Source organism: Microcoleus sp. T3_D1, from assembly GCF_036700405.1.
In the GTDB taxonomy this organism is placed as follows: Bacteria; Cyanobacteriota; Cyanobacteriia; order Cyanobacteriales; family Microcoleaceae; genus Microcoleus.
Window position 1 is genome coordinate 12,381 of sequence record NZ_JAUBOV010000089.1, and the last position, 16,776, is coordinate 29,156.

Genomic DNA, 16,776 nt, shown 5'->3' on the forward strand with positions numbered 1-16,776 from the left:
AATCAGGAACAATGATAAACTTGATATTCATACCCATGCACCGCAGGCAAATCGCCTGATTCAACCTGACATTTTTGTGCTTCTAGATTGACAGGTGCGCGAAAATTAACCAGCCACAAATCTAGCGGGCGTTCTAATTGACTGAGTGTTTTGTCAAGTGTCCCTGCCGCTATTTCCGGCGCATCCCTTCTCTGATTAGCCAAAAGAAACAGCGGAGAATCAAAGGCTTTAACTTCTTCTTTCTTCCTAACATCCGTTACATCAGTTACATCCGCTACAAAATCCGTTGCCGAACTTCTTTCCCATTCCCACCCTATCCCCATCAACTCTCCTATTTCTACATGAGTCTTTTGAGTAGTCGCAATTAACACGGGAACTTTCGATAATTCGCGGATAACCGGAATTAAAAGGTCTGGTTTGTAATATTTGCGATAGCCGAGATTGGAATTTACTGTCACACCGCTAAAAAAACCCATTGCTAAAATTAGCACCACTGCTTTTTTGCCCGGAACTTCGATCGCCCGAAAATTAAACCATTGACTTTTTGCTGTAGGTATGTTAAAAATAACCGCCAAGGTTGCTCCTAAAAGCAATATCACCCCCGGAAAGTAGACGAAATTGTATCGTGCGCCGCGAGTTAGGTCAATCCCTAGAATATATGCAAAGCTGAAAAATAGGAAAATTGCTCCTAGCACAAATCCGCCGAAAATAACAGTACCTAAACGAGTATCGGGCCTTGTTAACGAATTTTTAAAAGCGCTAAACAGGATGGGAAGCACCAATATAAAAAATATTGTCATTGCGATCGCCGATGCAACTACTACTGCCAAATTTGGCGATTCCACGGGCAGCAGAGACATGACAGTGATCCATCCAGCTAAAGCTTGAAAAATCGGATTAACCCAACTTAAAAATGTGCGATCGCCGCTGACAATCCAATTAGTTAGTTCGCTGCCGTATTTATTCGACAAAAATACCGGCAGCCAAACTAAACCGCCGGCTAAAGTGCCCATCGCTACTGCGAAAAATCGCCACAGGATTTGAAATTGCCAAATATTAGGCCGCTGGCTGTTGTCAATTGGCAACTTTCCCTTAAACTGCTGCCAGCTTACCGCAATTAATGCTATTAATTCCGCACACAAAGTTAGTGCAAAAAAGTAGTGAACCGCAATCCCTAAACAATTAACAACAACCCACAGCAGCACCGCCCAAATAGGCAGGGGAGCGCGCTGTTGCAGCTTTTTTGCAGCTAATACGAGGCAAAAAAGAGAGGCAATAACTAATAAGATTCCTAAAGTGTAATGGCGAGCTTCTTGAGCGAGATAAATGCCGTAGGGAGAAACTGCCATCATCGCGGCCGCACATTGACCTACTAAACGAGAATTAAAAGCAAATTTGCCCAAAAAGTAGATACCCGGAACTGACATCACGCCCAATAAAGCAGGAAGAGCTCGCCCAATCCAAACTAAACTATCCTCGGTGGGCCCAAACAGTCGCATCCACCAGTGGGCGAGCATAAAATACACTGGTGGATGGTTGCTTTCTAGCAGCAAATGGTTGAGGACATCGGCAATCCCAGCACCGGGGCGAAATTGCAGCGGTTGTAATAATGTAGAAAGATCGATCGCGCGATCGAGATGCACCCCTCGAAAACTGTTGCCCAAGCTAAAAACTAGAGTCGAAAACTCGTCTGTCCACAGCGGTTTAGAGTTTAAATTGGCAAATCGCAAGATAAAGGCGATCGCCGTCCACAGCAATAGCAACAACAGTTGTTTGTTCTTAATCATTAATTCAGTCATTCAAAGGCATAGGGAAGAAGAGTCATTAGTCATTAGTCATTAGTCATCAGTCATTTTATCAATGATCCATTACTAATTACCAATTACCAATTACCCATTACCCATTACCCATTACCTATCTACTTCCGTCACCCGCCAACTCAACTTCATATTAATCCAGAAATTCCACAGAGTCACAGCCGCGATCGCAATTAAGTTAGCCAAATATTCATTCATCCCAAAAACATTAAACAGCACATTAACCAGCAGCACATTCAAAATCAAACCCATCAAGCAAATGGTATTAAATTTCAACAGCCGTTTCAATCGCTGGCGCTTTCCTGGCTGCCGCTTAGAAATATCCCCAAAAGTCCACAAATCATTCCACAAAAAGTTACTGATAATTGCAAATTCAGCAGCAACGATCAGACTGCGAGTTAGCTCCCAATTGAGGATATCCCGCAGCACGTACAAAACCCCCATATTCACAAATACGCCGCTGAAACCCACAAGGCCAAACCGCAGAAACTTGCCCATCGGCCAGCGGGCAAACCGCAACCTCAGCAAATGCCGCAAATACTCAATATACTGTTTCCAGGTAACTTTGCTCTCCCCTTCTTGCCGCTCCTGAAACACGTAACCAACTTCTCCAATCCAGCGGATGTCGCCCCTGCCGAGCACTTCAATCAAAATTTTGTAACCAGCAGGATTCATGGTTTTGCCCGCTATGCAACTGCGACGCACCATAAAATAGCCGCTCATCGGATCGGAAACTCGGCCCACCACTCCCGGTAGGATCACCAACCCCACGGTTTGAGCGCCCCGCGATAAAAATCGCCTGACAACGCTCCAGTCGCTCACGCCACCCTCGGCGACGTGGCGGCTCGCTGCGGCCAAATCGGCTCCCCGCTGAATTTCGGCTAAAAGCTGCAATAGCGTCTCCGGGGGATGCTGCAAGTCGGCATCGATGACGCCCAAAACCTCGCCCCGAGCGACCTGCCACCCGCGAATTACCGCTGTGGAAAGTCCCCGCTCGTCTTCCCGGCGCATCACCCGCAATTGCGGATATTCCGGTGTCAGGGACAGGGCAACTTCCCATGTGCGATCGGGGCTGTTGTCATCGACTACAATTAATTCGTAGTTGCCGGGAATACTGCCATCGAGCAAGTGGCTCAATTTTTCCACAATACTCTTGACATTCTTGCACTCGTTGTAGGTGGGAATGACCAGGGAAAAATAAATGGGCGGTGTGCCTGCGTCTGTAAAAGTTGAATTGAAAGTCTGTACAGCAGGAATTTGCAAAGGCCCAGACGGTACTGGCAAGAGATGATTTGCTTGGTTTATGCCCATAATTTCACTTCCCAGAAAATAAAGGATGGTTTTGTAAGACTTGAGATTTTAGAATATCGTTCCTCCATAATTGATTGGTTAAAATATAAAAATGCCTTTATTCTAGTCAGTAATTATGTAGTTGAGTGAAAAAGAAAACTGTGGATGCAATTCTCGATCGAGCTTTACAAGGTTATAACATTTCTTCTGCAGAGGCATTGGTACTTTTGCAGCAAACAGAGCCAGACGCGCGAGTTTCTATTCAAACAACCGCTGACTTGCTCCGCCGCCGACAATCAGGGGATACAGTCACCTACGTTATCAATCGGAATATTAATTTTACTAACATTTGCGAGCAGCATTGCAGTTTCTGTGCATTCCGCCGCGACGAGGGAGATGAGGGCGCTTTTTGGCTAGATGCAGCTCAAATTCAGGAAAAGGCAACTGATGCAGTGCAGCGGGGTGCAACGGAAATTTGTATGCAGGGGGGCTTAAATCTTCAAGCTAAGCTGAACGGCGCATCTTTGCCTTATTATGTGCAATTGGTGAAAACTATTAAGGATAAGTTTCCTCAGTTGCACTTGCACGCTTTTTCGCCGCAAGAAATAGAATTTATTGCCAGAGAAGATAATCTTAGTTTCAGCTATGTAATTTCGGCTTTGCAGGATGCGGGAGTTGGTTCGATGCCGGGAACCGCGGCGGAAGTTCTCGACGATTCTGTGCGACGGGTGATTTGCCCGGAAAAACTAAATTCGGCAACTTGGCTGGAAATTGTGGGAACTGCTCACAGTCTGGGTTTGCCGACAACGAGTACGATGCTTTGCGGGCATATTGAGACAGCCGAACAGCAGGTTTTGCATTTAGAAAAAGTGCGATCGCTCCAACAAACTGCGATCGACCAAAACTATGGGGCACGCATCACAGAATTTATTTTACTACCATTTGTCGGACAGCAAGCACCGGCTCCTTTGCGGAGTCGAGTCGGCCGCGACCAACCAATTTTAGCAGATACTTTGTTACTCACCGCTGTATCGAGAATCTTCTTAGGCAATTTAATTTCCAATCACCAGCCGAGTTGGGTAAAATTAGGTTTAGATGGAGCTACAGAAGCGCTGAAATGGGGCTGCAACGACATCGGCGGTACATTGATGGAAGAGCACATTACTACAATGGCCGGTGCGGTTGGCGGCAGTTGTCAATCTGTCGAAGATTTGCAAAATGCGATTAGTTCTTTGGGGCGGAGTTATCAGCAAAGAGATACAATTTATCGACCTTTAGGGGTTGACAATTTTGCAGTAAGTGTGTGATTTTTTGGATGCAAAGTGCGAAGTGCGTAACGTCTCCTACGAGTTTAGCCGTTAGCGAAGCCCTCGGAGAGGATCGCACTTTCAAATTCTTCTAGCGCTTGCAAATTTCCAACCTGCCAAGCACGTTCCACTGTAGCAGGAATCAGTTGGGCGATCGCGATTTCTGGAAAATTCGGACTAATATCCGATTCTACATACTCTCCATCTTGCAGCAAATAAATGCGAAGTCTGCCGCTGTCATAAACCCATACTTCTGGAACTCCAATAATTTTATAGGCATCGATCGTAGTTTTAGAAGTTACATCCGTCTCAATTGCTAAATCCGGCGGCGGATCGTCCGGTAAAAGTCGGCGGCGGCCAATCATCCGTTGATAATTTAGAAGATAAAAGCAAGCATCAGGTTCCACTCCTGCTGCACCTTCCCGTTTGAAAGTAGTAGAACCGAAGGGTTGGTATCTTCGGCCCGCCGACTTGAGTAAAATTTTGACAATATCAGAGATTAAATCTCTGGGAATTTCGTGTTCTGGTAAAGGAACCATAATTTCTAAAGTTTGTTTGCTGTAAGCAACTCGTGCCGAGCGCTTTTCTCCTAATTCCTCCAAAATCGACTCAAATTCCAGCCAAGTTATATTGGGAATAGTTACGACACTACCGGGAGAAAGCTCGATCTGGCTAACAGGTTTGAGGACGGGGGTGATAACAATCATAAGCTGAATTGCGAGCTAGTTGTTAAGTTTGTGCCAAGGGCAGGCAGGATGCCTACCCCACAAGAGTTTTTGGATATATCTGTTGAGTTTAGCACGGGCAACGAGAAGAGATTCGCGATCGCACTTTTGACTCAATTCTAGAAAGATCGATCGCACATTTAGACTTCATTGTAACCGGATTAATTTGACTAACAGACTCATGATTTCTCCCTGTTCGGGTGTAATAATGATGCGATTGTCGGGAATGGCGATCCTCTTCGAGGGCTGCGCTAACGGATGAGTCCAACGAACAGCTTCCTCGTAGCGCAATGCGTGCAGTTGGTGGATAGTTCGGCCTAGGAATGAGAATTAAATAACTTACAATGCGTGATGGTTCTTGTGGGATGGGCGTCCCGCCCGTCCAGAAAGGGCGGGCTTTCTGGCCCAACCCCTACTCCCCACAAACTTGTGTAAATTATTTAATTCGCGATCCGTACCCCCAGCGGCGAACCGATGATGACGTGACGGACTGCTTCGCGATCGGCCTCACAGGTTTGGTTCGTTAAAACATTGGGCGATGTTTGGTTCGATGATGAATCTTGCAACATAGCTTTGACCAATAATTTTGGATAAGTTTGATGCTTTGTAACGGTAAAACCGCGTACAATAACAAGTTAAAAAAAAGACAGCAATTCCCCTACTGCACAAGTGGCTTAGCTGGTGCTGTCTAATCTCTATTAGATTAAATTTAAATCAATTTAGGGTAGATATCAATCATTTTAGGCAAAACTCAAATAAATTAATATAACTTAACAAATAGCCTATGGAAACCTCAGAAAGAGCCGATCGATCGCCCCTAATGCGACTGAGAGTTCAGCGGTTTATGACTCAAAAGCAGCTAGCAGAAGCACTTGGCGTTACGGAAGCGACGGTAAGCAACTGGGAATCGGGGCGATCTGTACCGAAGCTAACGCCTGTTCAATACAAGAAGTTGCTAGAGATTCTGCAAATTACCTCTGCTGAATTACCAGACCAATTTGGTTTTCCCAGCGAGGGCGATCGATAGAATATTAAGAGTGGCAAATAATAATGATACTGTTTACCTTCTCAGCCAATTAAAAATGTGGTGGTTCATCAAAATGACAACTCTGACCGTAGAAATTCTTTGTTCTGAGGCGGCAATATTTTCAGCAGCCGAGTCTCAACACCCGGAACCTCTGCTTTACGGAATCACAGACGGAAAGGCTGTTGGAACATATTTGGAGCAAAAGTTCAGACTCTATCTCAAGCAGCAATATGAATTTATAGATGGCAATTCAGCAAGCGGCATCGATTTCCCAGGGATATTGGTTGACGTGAAGGTAACAAGTGTTAGGCAACCGCAGTCGTCATGTCCTTTCAAATCTGCAAGGCAAAAGATTTTTGGGCTGGGATATTCACTGATTATCTTTGTTTACGAAAAGACAGACAACAGTACCATCCGAACTGCAACGCTGAATATTTTGCATACAATTTACGTTAGTGCCGAAAGAACAGCAGATTTTCAAATGACCCGTGGAATTCGCTATATTTTAGATAACGAAGGCAATAAAGATGATTTGCTTGCTTTCATGTTTGACAAAAATCTACCTGTTGACGAAATTGAAGCAGGTAACATTGCAGACGAAATACTGAGAAACCCACCCTTGCAAGGTTTTTTGACCATTTCTAATGCGTTGCAATGGCGACTTCAGTATGGAAGGGTCATTGAGCGTGCCGGACAACAGGAAGGTGTTATCGCAGTTTATAAATCTAACCAATGAGTTCTAACAATCGCAAAACCAAACTAGAATACGGCGATTTTCAGACACCGCCGGCATTAGCCGAGATGGTATGTCGAAAATTAGTAGAACTTAATGTCAATCCTGGCATCATAATTGAGCCGACGTGCGGTATCGGTAATTTTATTCAAGCTGCTGCACGTTCGTTTCCATCCGCCGCCAAAATTATCGGGGTTGAAATAAATCAAAATTACTTAAAAGAAGTCAGACTAAATAAGCAATTATTTCAGAATGAGAGATGCGATATTTGGCACGGAGATTTCTTTGATTTTGATTGGAAATCATTAGTCGATCGATGTAGCACTCGACTGCTTGTACTCGGCAACTTTCCGTGGGTGACCAACTCGCAACAAGGAACTATTGGGAGCGAAAATTTACCTAAAAAAAACAATTTTCAAAATCACAGTGGCTTAGATGCTCTCACAGGTAAGAGTAACTTCGATATCTCAGAATGGATGCTGATTCAGGCGGTGCAATGGCTGCAAAAGCGCGATGCCGATCTAGCGATGCTTTGCAAGACTTCGACTGCTAGAAAGTTATTGAATTACCTCCACTCTCAAAAACTCAATCTCGCTGACTGTGCAACTTACAAAATAGATGCTAAAAAATATTTTGATGCCAATGTTGATGCTTGTTTGTTAGTCTGCAAATTTGATGCTCATTCGCGAAACTACTTCTGCGATGTATTTAGCAGTTTAGAAACTTCAGACTGTCACCGAATTGGATATCACAACAATCTCTTGGTTAAGGATATAAATTCTTTCAGTAAATTGAGTAATTTATATGCTGTGAATTCAGGGACAAAATGGCGATCTGGTGTAAAGCACGACTGTTCTAACGTGATGGAGTTTCGCAAAATAGACAATTATTTTGTAAATACATTCGGAGAAGTTGTCGATATTGAGGACACTTATCTGTTTCCGCTAATCAAAGGCTCTGGTGTTGCTCAAAATCGAATTAATGCTACCGATCGATATATGCTCATTACTCAAAAATTTATCGGGGAGTCAACTGAAAATATCAAAAAAATAGCTCCTAAAACCGGGCGCTATCTGGAGGATTGCGGGCAATATTTAGATAATCGAAAAAGCAAAATTTATCAAAACAACCCTCGATTTTCGATTTTTGGAGTTGGCGATTATACCTTCAAAATTTGGAAAATTGCGATTTGCGGGCTTTATAAAAAACTGGATTTTAGGTTGATCGGTGAAATAGCTGATAAACCTGTGGTTTTTGATGATACTGTTTACTTTCTCGGCTTTGACGACGAGGGAGTTGCGCGTCAAACTTTTGAGCTTTTGAATTCACCGGCGGCGATTAACTTTTATTCAGCGATCGTATTTTGGGATGAAAAGCGCCCGATTAAATCCAGTATTTTAAATTGTCTGAATCTGGCACTACTGGCAGATTGGGAGTTTGTAACCGCAGATGCACGCAGATAAACGCCGATGGATAGAGATATAATTTATATTATCAGTAATTCTGAAAACCTATAACTCTAACTTTACCCAAGCTCGTAAACTTCGAGGAATTTGTGGAGTGGCTGCCTGAAAATTCGGCAGTAAGCTGATTATAACTCACATTTTTCAGCATTTGCATGAACAGGCAAGATGCCTGTTCCAGAAGAGATCAATTTTCTTGTGGGGTGGGCCGAAGAACCCGGCCCCAAAAAGACTTATCTCTCGCCCTTTTACATCTTAAACTTCTCCACAATTCGTCTCATCGCTTCTTCCACATTCTCCCGACTATTAAACGCCGAAATGCGGAAATAACCCTCACCCGCCGCACCAAAACCAGAACCCGGAGTTCCCACAACATTGCAAGTTTCCAGCAACTTCTGAAAGAAATCCCAACTCGACAAACCGTGAGGCGTTTTCACCCACACATAAGGCGCATTTTCGCCACCAAAAACCTCGATTCCCGCCGCTGTCAATTTCTCGCGAATAATCGCAGCATTTTCCATGTAAAAATTGACTAATGCCTGAATTTGTGCCTTGCCCGCCTCCGAATAAACCGCCTCAGCACCGCGCTGCACGATGTAAGAAACACCGTTAAACTTAGTAGATTGGCGGCGGTTCCACAGCTTCCAAATTTCGACATCGGAACCATCTGCGGCTTTTCCAGTCAGAGTCTTCGGTACAACTGTTAGCGCACAGCGAGTACCCGTGAAACCAGCATTTTTGGAAAAAGAACGAAATTCGATCGCACAATCCCGCGCCCCTTCAATTTCGTAGATAGAATGCGGTAAACTCGGATCGGTAATATACGCTTCGTAAGCCGCATCGAAGAAAATAATCGAACCGTTAGCTTTAGCATAATTTACCCAAGCTTGCAAGTGTTCCTTAGTTGCAGTTGCCCCCGTCGGATTGTTCGGAAAACACAGGTAAATTAAATCGACTTTTTTGTCAGTGGGAATTTGGGCAGTAAAATTGTTTTCCGCTGTAATTGGCAGGTAAACTAAGCCGCCGTATTCGCCATTTTCGTTGGCATCTCCCGTGTGTCCAGCCATCACGTTAGTGTCTACATACACCGGATAAACTGGATCGGTAACTGCGATCGTGTTATTGTTGCCAAAGATATCGAGAATATTGCCACAATCGCACTTAGAACCATCAGAAATAAAGATTTCCGAAGCATCAACATCGCATCCCCGCGACTTAAAATCGTGCTCGGCAATTTTCTCCCGCAGCCACTCATAACCTTGTTCCGGGCCGTATCCTTTAAAGGTATCCCGCGAACCCATGTCTTCCACCGCCTTCACCATCGCCTCCCGACAAGCAGCCGGTAGCGGTTCAGTCACGTCGCCAATCCCCAGCCGGATGATGGGCGCTTGGGGATTCGCCTCTGCATAGGCTTTCACCCTGCGCCCAATTTCGGGAAACAGGTAGCCAGCTTTGAGTTTGAGGTAGTTGTCGTTGATAGTTGCCATAGTTCGATCGCTACAAATGTCGTAGAATAGCTTACTCCCAATTGTCTCTCTCCAGAAGCAGGAAGTTCGGCAACCGATGCTGTAAAGGATTTAACCGATGTGACGGAAGAGGTTCACGGAAGAGGAAGATTTTCCCCACTCGGAGAGTCAAACACTCCTATACTCAGCCATTACAGGCAATATTCGCAGTTGCTGACGGGCCATTGACCAAAAAATCAAACTACCTTGTATAATCAGAATAGTGTGCAGCGCAGAAACAATTATGGACGAGATCGAGTACGCCAAACTCTATCAAGAACTGGCGGCAATTCTGGATGAGTTTAATTTGGGTTGGGTAGTTCAACAAGTAGCCGATACTGTAGAGATAGGCAAAGTAATTGAAGAGCGATCGCTCAAAAGAAAAACACCTCTGCTCAAGATAGAAGATTATACCGCAAAAGAACAACTTTTGCTGTTAATTAATGCTGTCGAGCAAGCGACTGTGAACACTTCCGAAATGGAAGACGAAATTGCTTATTTCTTGAAAGTAGAATCAGAAACCTCTCCCCTCGGCACAAAAATTACCTTTGCCAATTCAAGTGGCGAAACTGCCAAAACAATTGAGTTTACCTCCAGCGTCACAGCCCCCCGTCACAAACAGGCGATCGCCCTCAAGCACTTGCTGGAAAAACTGCCTTCCGGGCCGAGCAACTACGCCATCAATTCCGAAATAAAAAGCAAATTAAAAAGCTCGATCGATCCCGATTTTAACACAGCGGCAGAACAAGCCAGAATTTTTGACACTTACCTCTTCACTATTCTGCTAAAAGCAGTTGCTAATGAAGGCGGTACTATTTATTACAACAATGTTTTAGACGACGAAACACCGAAATATTTAACATTTAGAAAAACGGCGGGAAAAATCCACGGAAGTGCACATCCCTATACTCATGCTGTTGTGGAATTTCCCGACAAACCAGCCCTGGAAGTTCACCTAGGAGTAAAAGTCCAAGGTAGAGCCGGAGTTCTGCACAACTGCAACGTTTTAATTTTGTACCAAAAAGAAGCAAATATCTGCCGCTTGCTCAACCGCGAACCCCGGCACTCGCAGGTAATTTTAGCAGTAAACTCTCAGCACAGCACCTCAGAACTTAAACTAGAAATGGCTGGTGCTTTTATCGGCTTAGCGTCAGACATTCGCTACGAAGGCGGCAGCTATTTCATTTCTAACAGTTACTCCCAACCCGTAGCAAAACTGCTAACTACCGCTCGCAAAAAATGGGAACACAACATTTTTCCTAGAGCCACAAACGATGTGCACCGGCTGATGTACTCGTTTCAAACGATCTTTAAAGACTTTAAGGCCAGAAACTGATTCAGTTAATACTATTTTACCAAAGTCTTGCTACATTTTTTGTGTTGGGTTTCGTTCCACTGACTTATAGCAATCCTCGCATCATTTGTGAATTTCTTACTCCCTGAGAGCGGGTTCGGGGAGGGTTGGGGTGGGGTAAAAAATTTACGACTCCTGCAAGGATTGCTATATATCAAATCCGGTAGCATCGTTCTGGTAAAGTCTCCTTCAATCTGCCACCAAATATAAGCACAATTTTCAGTTTTTCGGCTCACAGTCAACAGTCAACAGTCAACCATCATTGCGGTGCAAGCGGAATCGATATTAACCTACTGTCTGATTAAATAAAAAACTGTTTTTCAGGTTGTGTTCGGAGGGGTAAATTCGAGTTTCCGAGATTGGCCCGGTTAAATGTATCTGCTAATGTATCTGTTACATGAGCCAAGAAAATAATCTATCATGTTGCGAGCACCCGAACCTTACGAATAATGTTTAAGAAAGATAAATCTTCCCTGCTGTTTACGATCGGAGCCGCCACACTTCTGATCGGTTTAGGCTTTGTCACCTACTACCTCGTCATTTCCCGTGGGCCCGCCAAAGATTTGCCGGCGGGGGCAACCGTTGTCCCGCAAGATACGATGATGGCCCTATCCATCACCACCGATGAATCGCAGTGGAATAAACTGCGAGAATTTGGCACGCCGGAGTCAAAAGCTTCGTTTGAGAGGTTTTTAAGCGAAATGCGCGATCGCCTCCTCACCAGCAACGGCTACGCCTACCAGCAAGACATTCAACCCTGGGTGGGTAACACAGCAATGGTAGCCTTTCTCCGCAACAAAATAGCTATACCAGCCCCCTCGCCGGCACCCAACACGCCCCCATCTCCGCCAATTCAACAGTCAGTGGCAATTATCCTGCCAATTGCCAACCCGATCAAAGCCAAAGAATTATTAGCAAAACCAAAAGCCCTCAGCCAAGGAAAAATAGTTGAGCGTAATTATAAAGGCGTGCAAGTCACAGAAACTCAAGGCGTACCCGATCGCAATTTCTCAGTTGCGGTACTCGGCACAAGGTATCTAGCAGTCACCACAGATCCTAGCGCTACAGACAGAATAATCGACACCTACAAAGGCGAACCTTCCCTAGCCAAAACCCCTGGCTATGCAGACGCCATAGAAAAAATAAAAAGTCCGGGCGCCTTCGGTCAAATCTACGTCAATATGCCCGTTGCCGCCGCCTATGCCGCCGCCAACTCATCCCGCGAAATTTCGCCAGAAAGCCTCGAAAAACTGCAACAAAATCAGGGATTTGCCACCACAGCGACGCTGGATGTAGAAGGAATTGCCTTCAAATCTGTCTCTTGGCTAAAACCAGATTCTACCAGAAGGATAGCAGTAGAAAACAATGCTCTAAAAATGGTTAACCGCCTGCCCAGCAATACAATAATGATGGTATCCGGTGGCAACTTGCAGCGTTTGTGGCAAGACTACGTATTGGGGGCCGAGGCCAACCCGATTTCCCCGATTAATCCCCAAGTTTTACGCACAGGTTTAAAATCCACTATCGGCATGGATTTAGATAAAGACTTGATGAACTGGATGGCGGGAGAATTTTCTCTATCATTAATACCAGCGCCCGCCCAGAATCCCAGAGACAAATTTGCTGCCGGATTTGTATTTATGGTGGAAACAAACAACCGGGGCGCAGCCAACAAATCCCTGAAACAGCTTGATGAAACGATGAAAACTAAAGGGTTTAGAGTTGAGGAAATTCAAGTCGGCGGCAAACCTGCGACAAAATGGACATCGCCGTTTGGAGGGATTACGGTAACTCGCGGCTGGATGAACGATGTAGCGTTTATGACAGTAGGAGCTCCCGTGGTTGATGCGATCGTTCCGGCACCGAAAAGTCCGCTTTTAAGCAGCGAACTGTTCCAGAAAACAGTCCGATCGCAACTTCAACCCCACAACGGCAATTTCTTCATCGACACCGAGACGGCATTTAACCCGAAAAACCTAGCTTTGCCGGAGTTTCCTCCCAGCCAAAAAATGTGGATTGACGCCACGCGGTCGATCGGCGTTACAGCGGCCGTCATTGGCGATCGTACCACCCGTTATGACGCTTTTGTCGGTCTCAAAAAATCCACCCAATCCACTCCTTCTGCAAATCCTTCAGGGAATCTTACTTCACCGCGCCCTGCTTCACCGCGCCCTGCTTCACCCAGTCCCTCGCCCACTGTCCCAACTTCACCCAATTAACTCTTAAATCCTGCCACAAATCCGCCTGCACATCCCCTTAAACACCAACAGGGCGATCGATTAAAACCCAAAAGCAGGCGATCGCAATCGGCAATAGTGGAGTTGATTATAAGAGGGAAATTGAGCCGGATTTAAGTAGTTTTCCTTCACAAAACCTCACACAAAAAAACCAAAAAACCCGGTTTTTTATTTAAATAAACCGGGTTTTTGAACACCCTAACAATTTGACTTATATCATGTCCGGTCGATTACCCTGATTCCTGTAGGGGCGGGTTCACCAATAATATTTGCCAAAAAGGGACAATCTCACAAACCCGCCCCGGCAATTGTATTATGGGCGATCGATCGGACATGATATTACTGAAGAATAATTCAGAATTAAACAGCCAGAATCCAGAAGAGATTCTGTGCGACAGGATGGAGAATCGAGGTTTAAAGCCCCCGATTTTAATCGTGGATCACAAAAAATTCTTTCCGTGACCGTTAACCCTCACTTCAGGCATGGGTATTCTGAATTCAGAATTCTGTCTTCTGACCGAAAGCACCCACCATACAAGCCCCCGGATTCATTCCGAAAGCAGACTCAAGACCCAGAAATAAAAAACCTGTATCCGATGAAACTTGCCGAACGTATTTATCCGTGGGGTCAATGCTTAAATCTAAAATCTAAAATCTAAAATCTAAAATCCCTTGACTCCTTCTCATTTCTTCTTTCCCTAATTTTAAGTTTCGGCAAGTGTCGAGTATTTTTGGTTTTCTATAAAATATTTGGGGATGTTTCCGGGTCAGTATTGGACGCAGAAACCTAGTTTTTGAACCCCTATACTTCCTTCAGACTATGAATAATAGTTAAAAAAACGGGTTTATAGGCGTCGGAGAGCCTCTAGAAAGGCCGTTTTTGTTATGTTTTATTAATATGTCATGGGGAAGATACAGAGCCTAGGCATTTCGAGTTATATTTAGATTGTGGAAAAGATACGCTGATAAAATTGCCAAGGCAAAGGCAAATTCTACCCATTGACTCCTGAATGCACTTGCAGTCAGAAACCCGGTTGCTTCATAAATATAGCGTCTTCAACCGTTCCGAAAAACCTATGCAGATCTTGGCATTCCTAGTCAGCACCTGTACAACATCGGAACGTGCAGTCAAGCGTCTTAACTGACTGCGTTCATCTGGTCATGACACCGTGATGTAAACGCCAGCATTATGCACTGTCGAAGGCGATTAACGAACGAGTAAACAGGTTTATAGCCAAGCGTGTCGCTTTCCTAACAAGGGAACGCGAACATTTACCAGGCAAACCTTACTTAGCAATAAGACTGACAGAATAGCTCACAAATACCACCTCTGAAAAGGAGGGGTAAATTTCCAATCTTCTACGAAATTGACCAGACACAGCACAGATGTGCAAATATTTAGCGACACAGCCGTCAACCAAGTTTTTTCTACAAAGTTGGTTTCTTTACCTAATTTCTGTGATTTATATATTTTACCCCTTAAAAAACTATGAAAACCGTCAAAAATATTCAAAAAACGTCTAAAATCCTCTCAAAAGCAAGAATAAGCAAACTGACACTTGCTCTGCAAATAGTCTTAATAAATCTTTACTTTGTCCAAGCCAAAGCAGAAGGTCAAACAATTGTTCCAGCGGCGAACGCAACGGGCACTACCGTCACTCCCGCAGCCCAAAACGGAACTTCTGGGCAGCCAACTCGCTTCGATATTGAAGGCGGACAATTATCGAGCGATCGACAAAATCTTTTCCACAGCTTTAAAGAATTCGGCTTGTCGGAAAATCAGATTGCCAACTTTATATCAAACCCCAACATTCGCAACATTTTAGCGGGCATAGGCGGCGGCAACCCGTCGATTATTAACGGCTTAATTCAAGTAACCGGCGGCAATTCTAACTTGTTTCTGATGAATCCATCCGGCATCATATTTGGCAACAGTGCCAGCTTAAACGTGCCGGCTTCTTTCACAGCAACCACCGCCACCGCTATTGGATTTGGTTCAAACTCGTTTAACGCTGTCGGTACTAGCACCTACACATCTCTGACAGGCGCGCCCAATTCCTTTGCTTTTGGGGCCGATCGAGCAGGGGCAATTATCAGCACGGCAGACTTAGCAGTCAAGTCAGGGCAGAACTTAACCTTGCTCGGCGGCACCGTTGTCAGCACCGGCAGCGTTTCGGCCCCAGGCGGTCAAATTACCGTAGCATCAGTTTTGGGGACAAATTTAGTGCAGATCCGCCAGCGAGGCAATTTGCTGAGTTTGGAAATCGAGCCGCCCTCAGCGACGAGCACCACTGAAAGATCCAGCACAGCTTCGACATTCTCGATCGCAACCTTGCCCGAACTGCTCACAGGCATCGGTAAAACAAACGCTACAGGCCTCAGTGTCAATGCCAGCGGTGAAGTGGTACTCACGGCGTCTAACCGAGCAGTAGCTGCGGGGGACGTTGCACTAAAAGATGCAAACGCTCGGGCGATCGAAATTCAAGCAGCCAACACCATTGCAGTCAGCGGAAACCTGACAAGTTCCCAAGGCGGCCCGATCGCCCTAGAAGCTAGTGGCGACATTAGCACTGCGGATCTCGACTCCCACTCCGACACCACCGCAGGCGGCAACATCAGCGTCACCAGCCGTACAGGAAAAGTAGAAACAGGCAATATCAACGCAGAGTCGAGCGACAAAACCAGCAACGCCGGAGACGTTAGTATTGCAGCACCCTCAAGCAGCATTCAAACAGGATTCATAGACGCCAACTCCGAAGAAAAACAAGGCGGCGAAGTCACCCTCAACGCGCGCAACGACATAGAAGTAACCCATATCAACACCGAAGGCCGAACAGGCGGAGGAGAGATTGACATTACAGCCGGCGGTAATTTCCGAGCTACAGGCACTTTCACCAACGATAACAACTGCTTGTCCCAACCTTGCAGCATTTCCGCATCCACTACTGGTAGCGCTAATGGTGGAGATATCACCCTTCGCCACGGTGGCGAAGCCTCGAACACTCCTTTCAGCGTCGGGGCCGACTATAACAAACTCAACGGTACTGCTGGCAGCATTGCCACTGGAGGTCCAAAGAAGGAAAATGTTATTACACAGGGAAGTTATTTCAGCCCCACCCCTCAGATAGTACAGCCGACGCAAATTAACATTACGGCTTCTTCAGTATCGCCAGCACCGACACCAGCACCGACACCAGCACCGACACCAGCACCGACACCAGCACCGACACCAGCACCGACACCAGCACCGACACCAGCACCGACACCAGCACCGACACCAGCACCGACACCAGCACCGACACCAGCACCGACACCAGC

The 16,776-nt window shown here is 45.5% G+C and carries 12 protein-coding genes; 8 read left to right on the forward strand and 4 right to left on the reverse strand.

Features of this window, described 5'->3' with window-relative positions; all coding sequences use genetic code 11:
• Nucleotides 1–2 precede the first annotated feature (2 nt).
• Entirely contained in the window at nucleotides 3–1,787 is a 1,785-nt protein-coding gene (locus QT992_RS28265) for a glycosyltransferase family 39 protein (RefSeq protein WP_333378286.1), read from the reverse strand.
• 123 nt (nucleotides 1,788–1,910) lie between these two features.
• Nucleotides 1,911–3,128 (reverse strand): glycosyltransferase, encoded by a 1,218-nt coding sequence (locus QT992_RS28270; RefSeq protein ID WP_333320594.1) that lies wholly within the window; start codon nucleotides 3,126–3,128, stop codon nucleotides 1,911–1,913.
• A 125-nt stretch (nucleotides 3,129–3,253) separates the two neighbouring features.
• On the opposite strand from QT992_RS28270, the gene cofH reads away from it, so the two are divergent.
• A complete protein-coding gene (gene cofH, locus QT992_RS28275) occupies nucleotides 3,254–4,414 on the forward strand; it encodes a 7,8-didemethyl-8-hydroxy-5-deazariboflavin synthase subunit CofH (protein WP_333320593.1) in 1,161 nt (386 codons plus the stop codon).
• A gap of 44 nt (nucleotides 4,415–4,458) precedes the next feature.
• On the opposite strand, the gene QT992_RS28280 is transcribed toward cofH, so the two are convergent.
• Complete coding sequence (locus QT992_RS28280) at nucleotides 4,459–5,121, reverse strand: Uma2 family endonuclease (protein ID WP_333340863.1); 663 nt, start codon at nucleotides 5,119–5,121, stop codon at nucleotides 4,459–4,461.
• Nucleotides 5,122–5,483: 362 nt separating this feature from the next.
• On the opposite strand from QT992_RS28280, the gene QT992_RS28285 reads away from it, so the two are divergent.
• From QT992_RS28285 to QT992_RS28300, 4 genes are all read left to right on the forward strand, one after another.
• Nucleotides 5,484–5,666 (forward strand): hypothetical protein, encoded by a 183-nt coding sequence (locus QT992_RS28285; protein ID WP_333378289.1) that lies wholly within the window; start codon nucleotides 5,484–5,486, stop codon nucleotides 5,664–5,666.
• Nucleotides 5,667–5,923: 257 nt separating this feature from the next.
• Nucleotides 5,924–6,166, forward strand: coding sequence for a helix-turn-helix transcriptional regulator (locus QT992_RS28290; RefSeq protein WP_333288361.1), 243 nt, complete (start codon nucleotides 5,924–5,926; stop codon nucleotides 6,164–6,166).
• A 10-nt stretch (nucleotides 6,167–6,176) separates the two neighbouring features.
• Nucleotides 6,177–6,902, forward strand: a complete 726-nt coding sequence (locus QT992_RS28295; protein WP_333042058.1) for a restriction endonuclease — start codon at nucleotides 6,177–6,179, stop codon at nucleotides 6,900–6,902.
• Nucleotides 6,899–8,362 carry a class I SAM-dependent methyltransferase gene (locus QT992_RS28300; RefSeq protein ID WP_333320587.1) on the forward strand — a complete coding sequence of 488 codons (1,464 nt, stop codon included), beginning with the start codon at nucleotides 6,899–6,901 and terminating at the stop codon, nucleotides 8,360–8,362. The genes QT992_RS28295 and QT992_RS28300 overlap by 4 nt, the downstream gene beginning before the upstream one ends.
• 248 nt (nucleotides 8,363–8,610) lie before the next feature.
• Here QT992_RS28300 and QT992_RS28305 read toward each other — a convergent pair whose 3' ends face one another.
• Entirely contained in the window at nucleotides 8,611–9,849 is a 1,239-nt protein-coding gene (locus tag QT992_RS28305) for an LL-diaminopimelate aminotransferase (protein WP_333320585.1), read from the reverse strand.
• A 262-nt stretch (nucleotides 9,850–10,111) separates the two neighbouring features.
• On the opposite strand from QT992_RS28305, the gene QT992_RS28310 reads away from it, so the two are divergent.
• The 3 genes from QT992_RS28310 to QT992_RS28320 all read left to right on the forward strand — a co-directional run.
• A complete protein-coding gene (locus QT992_RS28310; RefSeq protein ID WP_333320583.1) occupies nucleotides 10,112–11,203 on the forward strand; it encodes a hypothetical protein in 1,092 nt (363 codons plus the stop codon).
• Between the two features lie 467 nt (nucleotides 11,204–11,670).
• Nucleotides 11,671–13,440 (forward strand): DUF3352 domain-containing protein, encoded by a 1,770-nt coding sequence (locus QT992_RS28315; RefSeq protein WP_333340868.1) that lies wholly within the window; start codon nucleotides 11,671–11,673, stop codon nucleotides 13,438–13,440.
• Nucleotides 13,441–14,947: 1,507 nt separating this feature from the next.
• Nucleotides 14,948–16,776, forward strand: a 1,829-nt coding sequence (locus QT992_RS28320) for a two-partner secretion domain-containing protein (protein WP_333378292.1), incomplete at its 3' end; no start/stop codon positions are given.

Coding starts and splice junctions, on each gene's coding strand:
- QT992_RS28290 (WP_333288361.1), top strand. CDS start 5,924: ATGGAAACCTCAGAAAGAGCCGATCGATCGCCCCTAATGCGACTGAGA.
- QT992_RS28305 (WP_333320585.1), bottom strand. CDS start 9,849: ATGGCAACTATCAACGACAACTACCTCAAACTCAAAGCTGGCTACCTG.
- QT992_RS28315 (WP_333340868.1), top strand. CDS start 11,671: ATGTTTAAGAAAGATAAATCTTCCCTGCTGTTTACGATCGGAGCCGCC.
- QT992_RS28310 (WP_333320583.1), top strand. CDS start 10,112: ATGGACGAGATCGAGTACGCCAAACTCTATCAAGAACTGGCGGCAATT.
- QT992_RS28280 (WP_333340863.1), bottom strand. CDS start 5,121: ATGATTGTTATCACCCCCGTCCTCAAACCTGTTAGCCAGATCGAGCTT.
- QT992_RS28285 (WP_333378289.1), top strand. CDS start 5,484: ATGCGTGATGGTTCTTGTGGGATGGGCGTCCCGCCCGTCCAGAAAGGG.
- QT992_RS28265 (WP_333378286.1), bottom strand. CDS start 1,787: ATGATTAAGAACAAACAACTGTTGTTGCTATTGCTGTGGACGGCGATC.
- QT992_RS28270 (WP_333320594.1), bottom strand. CDS start 3,128: ATGGGCATAAACCAAGCAAATCATCTCTTGCCAGTACCGTCTGGGCCT.
- QT992_RS28300 (WP_333320587.1), top strand. CDS start 6,899: ATGAGTTCTAACAATCGCAAAACCAAACTAGAATACGGCGATTTTCAG.